The sequence below is a fragment of the Avibacterium endocarditidis genome, from assembly GCF_965138825.1.
In the GTDB taxonomy this organism is placed as follows: Bacteria; Pseudomonadota; Gammaproteobacteria; order Enterobacterales; family Pasteurellaceae; genus Avibacterium; species Avibacterium endocarditidis.
In genome coordinates, this window is record NZ_CBCSDH010000016.1 from 41493 (window position 1) to 51443 (window position 9951).

8 protein-coding genes and 1 pseudogene are annotated in these 9951 nt (G+C 41.1%); 1 reads left to right on the forward strand and 8 read right to left on the reverse strand.

Annotated elements, in window-relative coordinates; translation table 11 throughout:
- Positions 1–156 precede the first annotated feature (156 nt).
- From galU to uspA, 5 genes are all read right to left on the reverse strand, one after another.
- Positions 157–1044 (reverse strand): UTP--glucose-1-phosphate uridylyltransferase GalU, encoded by an 888-nt coding sequence (gene galU, locus ACNAV8_RS09365; protein WP_103855807.1) that lies wholly within the window; start codon positions 1042–1044, stop codon positions 157–159.
- A gap of 141 nt (positions 1045–1185) precedes the next feature.
- Positions 1186–2550, reverse strand: coding sequence for a phosphohexomutase domain-containing protein (locus tag ACNAV8_RS09370; protein WP_103855806.1), 1365 nt, complete (start codon positions 2548–2550; stop codon positions 1186–1188).
- Positions 2551–2572: 22 nt separating this feature from the next.
- Entirely contained in the window at positions 2573–2755 is a 183-nt protein-coding gene (csrA, locus tag ACNAV8_RS09375; protein WP_103854347.1) for a carbon storage regulator CsrA, read from the reverse strand.
- Positions 2756–2904: 149 nt separating this feature from the next.
- The gene (gene alaS, locus ACNAV8_RS09380) at positions 2905–5529 is read right to left on the reverse strand and encodes an alanine--tRNA ligase (RefSeq protein ID WP_103855816.1); all 2625 of its coding nucleotides are present in this window, start codon (positions 5527–5529) and stop codon (positions 2905–2907) included.
- A 180-nt stretch (positions 5530–5709) separates the two neighbouring features.
- Positions 5710–6135 carry a universal stress protein UspA gene (gene uspA / locus ACNAV8_RS09385; protein ID WP_103854345.1) on the reverse strand — a complete coding sequence of 142 codons (426 nt, stop codon included), beginning with the start codon at positions 6133–6135 and terminating at the stop codon, positions 5710–5712.
- Between the two features lie 223 nt (positions 6136–6358).
- Here uspA and mazG point away from each other — a divergent pair, with 223 nt between their 5' ends.
- The gene (gene mazG / locus ACNAV8_RS09390; RefSeq protein ID WP_415777617.1) at positions 6359–7144 is read left to right on the forward strand and encodes a nucleoside triphosphate pyrophosphohydrolase; all 786 of its coding nucleotides are present in this window, start codon (positions 6359–6361) and stop codon (positions 7142–7144) included.
- A 170-nt stretch (positions 7145–7314) separates the two neighbouring features.
- Here the strand turns inward: mazG and ACNAV8_RS09395 are convergent, their stop codons facing one another.
- The 3 genes and pseudogenes from ACNAV8_RS09395 to ACNAV8_RS09405 form a co-directional block, all read right to left on the reverse strand.
- Complete coding sequence (locus ACNAV8_RS09395) at positions 7315–7959, reverse strand: tellurite resistance TerB family protein (protein WP_415777618.1); 645 nt, start codon at positions 7957–7959, stop codon at positions 7315–7317.
- Between the two features lie 160 nt (positions 7960–8119).
- Positions 8120–9601 carry a ketol-acid reductoisomerase gene (gene ilvC, locus ACNAV8_RS09400; RefSeq protein ID WP_103854342.1) on the reverse strand — a complete coding sequence of 494 codons (1482 nt, stop codon included), beginning with the start codon at positions 9599–9601 and terminating at the stop codon, positions 8120–8122.
- Positions 9602–9816: 215 nt separating this feature from the next.
- Positions 9817–9951 (reverse strand): annotated as a pseudogene (locus ACNAV8_RS09405) (IS110 family transposase); the annotation flags it as partial.

Below are 9951 nucleotides of genomic sequence, written 5' to 3' on the forward strand. Positions count from 1 at the left end.
AGGTGGATTTAATTTTTTCAGGAATTATCACAGAAAATCTGAAAATCACTTAAAAATAAGGGGAAAAATTGGACAACATTTAAAAAATTATCCATCACACAAGAAAAGTAAAAAGGAATTATGTTTAACCATAATTCCTTTACTGAATAGAAAGCATCAAAAGGTTTTCACAAATTTCTTCAAATAAGCACGAAATTCGCTGCCTAGTTTAGGGTGATTTACGCCATATTCCACAAAGGCTTGCATATAGCCTAATTTGTCCCCGCAATCAAAATTGCCGCCTGTTTGATAGAAGGCTTCAACGGTTTCTTTTTCGATTAACATATCAATGGCATCGGTGAGCTGAATTTCATCGCCCACGCCCACTGGCGTTTTTGCCAATAAATCCCAAATGCTTGCGGAGAACACATAGCGCCCCACTACAGCAAGATTAGATGGCGCATCTTCCACCGCTGGTTTTTCTACGATGCGTTTAATCTTCGCACTTTCGCCTGGGTTAAACTGCACGCCTTCGCAATCGACAATACCATAACTACTGATGTCTTGCTCAGAAACAGGCTCAACCAAGATTTGGCTGGCATTGGTTTCTTTAAAGCGTTTGATCATTGCCGCCAGATTTTCTTTCCGCTGATCAGCGCTGAAATCGGTGAGTAATACATCAGGCAGCACCACCGCAAAAGGCTCTTTACCCACAACAGGCAAGGCACATAACACCGCGTGCCCTAAGCCTTTGGCGTTACCTTGACGAACGTGCATAATAGTTACGTCTTTCGGGCAAATAGAACGCACCTCTTCTAATAATTGGCGTTTTACCCGCTTTTCCAACATTGTTTCCAATTCAAAAGAGGTATCAAAGTGGTTTTCAATGGCATTTTTGGAAGAGTGAGTAACAAGGACAATTTCTTTTACCCCTGCTGCCGCACACTCATTCACCACATACTGGATCAATGGCTTATCCACAAGGGTTAGCATTTCTTTAGGAATGGCTTTTGTCGCAGGTAACATTCGCGTCCCAAGACCTGCAACAGGAATAATGACTTTCATTGGTTTTCCTTTTGTAAAAATTTCTAAAAAAACAACCGCACTTTAATAATGGGGTTGTTGTAAAAATAGCAAAGCGGCTATCTCAGATAGCCACTTTGATAAGCGATGCCGCAAACAAAAGTGCGGTGCTTTTTTCGCAAATTATTGACGTAATAATGCCAAAATTTCTTCGGTTTTTTCCGCCATTAACTCTTTATCGCCACGCGTTTCAAGATTTAAGCGTACCACAGGTTCAGTGTTTGATGTACGCAAATTGAAACGCCAATTTGGATATTCAATACTGATACCATCAATTTCATCTACTGAAATAGCCTCTTTTTCATAGGCGGCACGAACGCGCGCAATCGCCGCTTTGGCATCGGTTAATTTACTATTAATTTCGCCCGGTGATGGGAACGCATTGATACTTTCGTTTACTAATTCACCAAGAGATTTACCTGTGGTGCAAACTAATTCCATCACTAATAACCAAGGGATCATTCCACTGTCGCAGTAGAAGAAATCACGGAAATAGTGGTGTGCGCTCATTTCCCCACCATAAATGGCATCAACGGCACGCATTTTTTCTTTAATGAAAGAGTGGCCTGATTTCGACATTACTGCCTCACCGCCATTTTCTTCCACCAATTTAACGGTGTTCCAAACTAGGCGCGGATCATAAATGATTTTCGCTCCTTTATTTTTTTGCAAGAAGGCTTGACCAAGCAATCCAACAATGTAGTAACCTTCAATAAAGTTACCGTTTTCATCGAATAAGAAACAGCGGTCAAAATCACCGTCAAAGGCAATGCCCATATCTGCTTTATGCTCAAGCACGGCATCAATGGTATCTTGACGATTTTCGTGCAAGATTGGGTTTGGAATCCCATTTGGGAATGTACCATCTGGATTGTTATGCACTTTAATAAATTCCACCGGCACACGTCTTGCTCGGAATTGCGCTTCAATGGCATCAATAACGTGTCCTGCCGCGCCATTTCCTGAGTTAATCACCAATTTCATTGGTTTTAAATTATCTAAATTGATATAAGATAATAAATGCTCAACATAATCACCTAATACGGAAAGTTGCTTATATTCACCACGTTGCGTAACAGGTGGAAAATTATTTTCCTCTGCTAAGCGTTGAATATCAGCAAGCCCAGTATCCGCACTAATTGGACGTGAACCCTCACGCACCAATTTTAAGCCATTGTAATCCATCGGATTATGGCTTGCGGTTACTTCAATTCCGCCATCGGCTTTAAGAAAAGAAGTGGCGAAGTAAACTTCCTCGGTTCCCGTTTCGCCTAAATCAATCACGTTTACCCCAGAGTCTAATAGACCGTTTGTTACGGCACTTTTTAATTCTTTACTGGTTAAACGCACATCACCACCAACAACGATAGTTTTAGGCTTTAAAAACTGTCCAAATGCTCGACCAATGCGATAGACAATATCCACATTCAATTCATCGCCCAAACGACCACGAATATCATACGCTTTAAAACAAGTTAATTTACCCATAACATCCACTTCCTTTTCTTAATTAAGATGATTGCTCATCTTTTGCTTCTCTAATACGTTGGTAAATTTCTTCTCGATAGACAGACACTTCTTTCGGGGCATTTACACCCACTTTGATCTGATTACCACGAACACTTAATATCGTAATAGAAATCTCATCACCAATGAGTAAGCTTTCGCCAACTTTTCTGGTTAAGATTAGCATACAACCTCCTCATTTCCTTTATTCGACATCCCTATCGATCATTTACCCCTTATATCCAAGGGTACATCACCCCTAAATATTACCGTACTTAAGCTCACAACGTGATGACTGAAATGCAAAGTTGTGAGCTACGGCACAAAATTTTTATTTTATAAGTGAGAATTTAACCAGTCAGCACAAACGGCAAGGGCTTTTTCGACATTCTCAGGTTGTGAACCGCCTGCCATTGCCATATCAGGACGACCACCGCCTTTTCCGCCTACTTGCTGAGCCATCAGATTAACAAGCTCACCTGCTTTGACTTTTACAGTTAAATCAGCAGTTACGCCTACCACTAAATTTACTTTACCTTCAAATACAGAAACAAAGGCAATCACCGCAGAGCCAAGTTGATTTTTCAAATCATCAACCATCACTCGCAATGATTTTGTTTCCACACCGTCAAGTTGCTGTAATACCACGGAAACACCGTTAATTTTCACCGCACTTTTTGCAATATCCGATCCAGCTTGCATCGCAGCTTTCTCTTTGAGTTGTTGCAATTCTTTTTCTGCTTTCTTCGCTTTGTCTTGTAATTGTTGGATTTTATCCGTCAGCGAAGAAACATCAGATTTTAATAAGTCTGCGCTTTGATTTAACACGCCAAGTTGTTGGTGAAGCCAATCAATGGCAGTTTCGCCCGTTACCGCCTCAATACGGCGAATACCCGCTGCAATGGCACTTTCACTGATGATTTTGAACAAACCAATCTCACCCGTATATTGGGCGTGAATTCCGCCACAAAGTTCAATAGAAAAGTCGCCCATTGTTAAAACTCGCACCTGTTCGGCGTATTTTTCACCAAATAATGCCATTGCGCCTTTTGCTTTAGCGGCATCTAAATCCATAATTTCTGTTTGAATAGGGTGATTAGCACGCACTTGTTGGTTGACTAATTTTTCCACTTCAAACAACTGTTCTTTAGAAATGGCTTCAGGTTGTGCAAAGTCAAAACGCAATAAATTGTCTGATACCAACGAACCTTTTTGCGCAACGTGTTTACCTAACACTTGGCGTAATGCGGCGTGTAGCAAGTGCGTTGCGCTGTGGTTTAAGGAAATTTGTTTACGGCGTGCCACATCAACAACGGCATTCACCGATTGTCCAACGCTTAATGTGCCTTCTGCAAGCGCACCAATATGCCCAAATACTTGACCATATTTTTGCGTATCAGTAACGTTAAATAAGAAATCTTGCCCTTCTAAACGCCCTGTATCCCCCACTTGACCACCAGACTCCGCATAGAACGGCGTATTTTCCAAAATTACCACCGCACTTTGCCCTGCGCTGATTTGTTCTACCGGTTTGCCCTCATAGAAAAGTGCGGTGATTTTTGCGATACTTTCTGACTCGCTATAACCTTCAAATGCGGTTGAACCGTCCACACGAATGACATTGTTATAATCCATACCAAACTGGCTGGCTGATTGCGCGCGCTGGCGTTGCGCTTCCATTTCACGCTCAAAGCCTGCTTCATCGATAGTGATGCCACGTTCACGGCACACATCGGCAGTAAGATCCAGTGGGAAACCAAAGGTATCATAAAGTTTGAACGCTACTTCGCCAGAAAGCACGCCGTCTTTTACTTGGCTTAAGGCGTCATCTAATAACGCTAAACCACGCTCTAAAGTGCGCGCAAATTGTTCTTCTTCTAAGCGTAAGATTTTTTCGATATGCGCTTGGTTTTCTTTGATCTCTTGACCAGCTTCTGCCATCACTTCTGCAAGGGTTGGCACAAGTTTGTAGAAAAAGGCTTCTTTCGCGCCAAGTAAATGTCCGTGGCGTACCGCACGGCGGATAATACGGCGCAACACATAACCGCGCCCTTCGTTAGATGGCAATACACCGTCTGCGATCAAATAAGCGCACGAACGAATATGGTCTGCGATAACACGCAAGGATTTATTGCCTAAATCTTTCTCGCCAGTTAATTCTGCCGCTTTCGCGATAAGTGTTTTGAAAATATCAATATCGTAGTTGGAATTAACGTGCTGTAACACAGCGGTGATACGCTCTAAGCCCATTCCCGTATCCACAGACGGTTTTGGTAATTTTTCCATTGTGCCGTCTGCTTGACGGTTGAACTGCATAAATACGATATTCCAGATCTCAATATAGCGATCGCCATCTTCTTCAGGTGAACCTGGTGGGCCGCCCCAAATATGATCGCCGTGATCATAGAAAATTTCAGTACAAGGGCCACACGGGCCTGTATCACCCATTTGCCAGAAGTTATCTGACGCATAAGGCGCGCCTTTATTATCACCAATGCGAATAATGCGCTCTGCTGGCACGCCAATTTGTTTATGCCAAATGTCATAAGCCTCATCATCGGTTTCATACACGGTAACCCAAAGTTTTTCTTTTGGTAAACCTAACCACGCATCTGATGTGAGATATTCCCACGCAAAATGAATGGCATCTTGTTTAAAATAATCACCAAAGCTGAAATTTCCTAGCATTTCAAAGAAGGTGTGATGACGTGCGGTATAGCCTACATTTTCTAAATCGTTATGTTTTCCGCCTGCACGCACACAGCGTTGTGCGGTTGTCGCACGGCTGTAAGGACGCTTGTCTAAACCAAGAAAAACATCTTTAAATTGGTTCATTCCCGCGTTGGTGAACAATAATGTTGGATCATTTTCAGGGACAAGCGAACTGCTTGGGACAATTTGGTGTCCTTTACTATGGAAAAAATCGAGAAAAGATTTTCTAATTTCTGCGGTTGTTTTCATTAAATTTTGCCTTATTCTATCTTCATTAAATTCGTTGCGAATTGTGCTATTTTGGCACATTTTTTGCAATTTAGAAAAAACATTTTTCAATCCTAAAAACAAAAAGGACCTGCACTTTTAGTGATGAAATTCTTCATCGCCAAAGTACAGATCACAAGTGAGAATAAATCAGCTAAATTGCTATTCTTCGCGTAATGGAACAACTAACATATCAACATTAATAGTATTCATTACTTGGCGAGTAGAAGACATCAATTTGCTCCAGAAATCTTGGTGGTGACCAGTTACTAATAAATCCACATCATATTTATCAATAGCGTCAGCCAAAACCTGTCCTAAATCACCGCTACCACTTAATTTCTCTGAAACAGGATAACTAGATTGCTCCGCTAATTGCACCAACGCTTGGTGAGTTTCAGTGGAAATGCGGTCTTGCATTGAAGACATATTCACATCAATTAACCCCGTATAAAGATCAGAGAAATTTACATCAACGTGGATAATGGATAATCTTGCCTCATTGCGTTTTGCAACACCCGCCGCTTTTTCCACTAAGAATGCACTTTCTTCAGAAAGATCAACAGCAACTAAAATGTGTTTGTACATAACTAACTCCTTATCTTCTTGAGAGGTTAATCAACTTCTTTTTTGGTAATACTAACACTAGTGCTATAAAAAAAATATGCACTGGATCACGTTTTAGAAAAAACATTTATTTTTATTTGTAAAAAAATAGCAATCCGCCATAAATTTTTACTCAAGCCCACTAAACATTATGCTATTATCGCCCCACTTCTTGCACGCCAACCGCAACAAATAAAGGATCAAAATGAACCATTCTATTCAAGATTTTGTACAACTCATTGCCAAGCTGCGCGATCCAAATGGAGGCTGTCCTTGGGATCTAGAGCAAACTTATCAAACAATGATCCCTTGCTTATTAGAAGAAAGCTATGAAGTGGTAGAAGCCATTGAGCAACAAAATACGGCAAATTTACGCGAAGAACTGGGCGATTTATTGCTCCAAGTGGTCTTTTTCAGCCAACTTGCCAAAGAAGATAAGTTGTTTACCTTTGATGATGTGGTTAATGAAGTGGCAGAAAAAATTCTGCGCCGCCACCCACACGTTTTTGGTGAAGAAAAAGCCCACAACGAACAAGAAGCGCTCAGCCATTGGAACAAGATTAAAGCGGAAGAAAATAAAACGCGTCGGTCCATTTTAGACAACATTCCCCACGCTTTCCCTGCCTTAATGCGCGCAGAAAAATTACAAAAACGCTGCGCCAAAGTGGGATTTGGTTGGGATAACGTGCAACCTGTAATCGCCAAAGTGCAAGAAGAATTACAAGAAGTGCAAGCTGAGCTTGCTCGCCCACAACAAGATCAAACAAAAATCGAAGAAGAAATCGGTGATTTGCTTTTTTCTGTCGTTAATTTAAGCCGCCATTTAAAAACTGCGCCAGAAGAAGCCTTACGCAAAGCCAATCAAAAATTTGAACGCCGTTTTCGTCAACTAGAAACCTTAGCAAAACAGCAAGGAAAATCTTTACAAACCAGCACACTAGCAGAACTTGATCTATTGTGGGACGAAGTGAAAAAACAAGAAAATAAGTAAAAATTCCACCGCACTTTAATTTTTCTTCGTTCTTCTTTAATCTCCCGCTAACTTCTCTTTACAAAAACGGGAGATTGTTTCTTTATTACATCAATCCAACAGACTATAAAAATACAAAACGGCGTGTTGTTTAAACACACCGTTTTTTTCAAACGCTATCCTTGAAGAAATTAGAAGCCGGCTTGTTTTTCTAATTGTTCAACTAAAGCATCATCAAGATTTAACGCCGTGGCAAGATTAGCAAGAAAAACAATTTCTTTACGATCTAACTCACCGCACACCACACGAGCTGCCAAATAAACTTGTGAAGCCAAGGCTGTGTCGTTGCCTACTTGTTGTGCAATTTGTGCGATAGAAATAGGTTGCTCAATTTGTTGCTGCAACCAGTGATAGACTTCAGGATCATTGCCCGCTTCCGTGATGATGAGTTGTTTTTCCTCATCGGTAATCGCCCCATCAGCCGCCGCCGCTGCAATCATCGTTTGCAAAATTAACTGCCCTGATGTTGCTTTTTCTGCGGTATCCACAAAGGTTTCTTCGCTAAGCGTGGAATCAAGTGCGGTAGAATTTTGTGAATTTTTTTGCTGATATTGTTGATAAGCTTGATAGGCTAAGCTACCTAGTGCCGCAAGAGAACCTAACTTTGTCAGACTTGCTCCACCGTTACGTCCAAAAATCATTGAAAGCAAGCCAATCGCTGCCGCACCGCCACCTACTTTGGTAATTTTATCTGCGGTGGAATTGCCGTTCATTGTTTTGCCAAACTGATCTTTAGCTACGTTGAATACTTGATTTAAAATTTGGTTAAAATCCATAGAAGTTTCCTCTCGTTATCATCTTTCCTAATATTGTCAATTTATTCGCCAATTAGTTCATTTTATTTTGCCCATTAGAGAAAGTGCGGTGCATTTTTTGCAAATTTTTTATCAACAAAAAAGCCAGCATCATAGCTGGCTTTCTATTTAAAACAAGTGATTATCCTTGTGAAGAAATGCGTTTCATATCTGTCATATAACCACGCAATTCTTGCCCGATTAACTCAATTGGGTGGTTGCGGATTGCGTCATTCACATCGCGTAAGGTGATGTTGTCGATTTCCACCGTTGGTGTTGGTTCACCTAAATCACCACGTTGTAAATGTTGCATTACTGTTTTGGCTAAAATTGGGGTTGCTACATTAGCGAATAAATAATTACCGTATTCCGCCGTATCTGAAATTACCACGTTCATTTCGTATAAGCGTTTACGCGCAATGGTGTTAGCGATTAATGGTAATTCGTGTAAGGATTCATAATAAGCAGATTCTTCAAAAATACCTGCTGAAACCATCGTATCGAACGCCAATTCCACGCCAGCTTTTACCATTGCCACCATTAACACGCCGTTATCAAAATATTCTTGTTCGCTGATTTTGATTCCGTCCGCTTTTGGTGCATTTTCAAAGCCAGTTTTGCCGGTTTCTTCACGCCATTTTAATAGGTTTGCATCGCCGTTCGCCCAGTCTTCCATCATCACGCGAGAAAATTCGCCACTGATAATGTCGTCCATATGTTTTTTGAATAAGAAGTCTAGTTCTTGCTTAATTTCTTCCGCAAGTTCAAAGGCACGCAATTTCGCACTGTTAGATAAGCGATCCATCATTAACGTGATACCGCCTTGTTTTAGCGCTTCAGTGATAGTTTCCCAACCGTATTGCACTAATTTTCCTGCGTAGGCTGGATCTTTGCCGTCTGCTACTAATTTGTCATAGCAAAGGATTGAGCCTGCTTGCAACATACCACAAAGAATGGTTTGCTCGCCCATTAAGTCTGATTTTACTTCTGCCACGAATGAAGATTCTAACACGCCCGCACGATGACCGCCTGTCGCCGCCGCCCAAGCTTTCGCAATCGCCATACCCTCACCTTTCGGGTCATTTTCAGGGTGAACCGCGATAAGTGTTGGTACACCGAAACCGCGTTTATATTCTTCACGCACTTCTGTCCCTGGGCATTTTGGCGCAACCATCACAACGGTAATATCAGGACGAATTTGCTCACCCACTTCCACAATGTTCAAACCGTGTGAATAACCTAATGCCGCACCTTCTTTCATTAAACCCATTACATCTGCAATCACTTTGCTGTGCTGTTTATCTGGAGTCAGATTAATCACTAAATCCGCAGTAGGGATTAATTCTTGATAAGTCCCCACTTTGAAACCATTTTCAGTGGCACGTTGGAAAGAAGCACGTTTTTCCGCAATGGCCTCAGGGCGTAGCGCATAGCTGATGTCTAAGCCTGAATCACGCATATTTAAACCTTGGTTTAGCCCTTGTGCACCACAACCTACGATGACAATTTTTTTGCCTTTTAAGAAATTTGCTTCATCAGAAAACTCTTCACGATCCATAAAACGACAGCGACCTAATTGGTCTAACTGTTGGCGTAAATTTAATGTATTGAAATAATTAGCCATTTTTTTATCCTTTTGGTTAAGTTGGTTTACAAAATAATCAATGACAGATTATACCTTTCTAAAGATTGCGTAAATTGATATTATTGGAACTTAATGTTGCGTTTTTTGCAATTAAAATCTCCCCTAACTCCTCTTTACAAAAGATATGGGGTAATTTTTTACGAATTTTTGCAGCAACTGTATTCCGCTAAAAAGCAAAAATACAAATTCGTTAATTAAAGCGCGTGAGCATCCCATTGCGAACCATCGCGGACAATCGCATTTAAAATGGTTAGAAGCTTACGCATACAGGCGTTAATCGCCACTTTGAACGCCTTACCATTCGCGCGTAAGCGTTCGTAAAATTGTTT

Bases quoted from the DNA above. Each gene is read 5' to 3' on its own strand.
- alaS (WP_103855816.1), bottom strand. From the start codon at position 5,529: ATGAAAACAACCGCAGAAATTAGAAAATCTTTTCTCGATTTTTTCCAT.
- mazG (WP_415777617.1), top strand. From the start codon at position 6,359: ATGAACCATTCTATTCAAGATTTTGTACAACTCATTGCCAAGCTGCGC.
- ilvC (WP_103854342.1), bottom strand. From the start codon at position 9,601: ATGGCTAATTATTTCAATACATTAAATTTACGCCAACAGTTAGACCAA.
- csrA (WP_103854347.1), bottom strand. From the start codon at position 2,755: ATGCTAATCTTAACCAGAAAAGTTGGCGAAAGCTTACTCATTGGTGAT.
- uspA (WP_103854345.1), bottom strand. From the start codon at position 6,135: ATGTACAAACACATTTTAGTTGCTGTTGATCTTTCTGAAGAAAGTGCA.
- ACNAV8_RS09370 (WP_103855806.1), bottom strand. From the start codon at position 2,550: ATGGGTAAATTAACTTGTTTTAAAGCGTATGATATTCGTGGTCGTTTG.
- galU (WP_103855807.1), bottom strand. From the start codon at position 1,044: ATGAAAGTCATTATTCCTGTTGCAGGTCTTGGGACGCGAATGTTACCT.
- ACNAV8_RS09395 (WP_415777618.1), bottom strand. From the start codon at position 7,959: ATGGATTTTAACCAAATTTTAAATCAAGTATTCAACGTAGCTAAAGAT.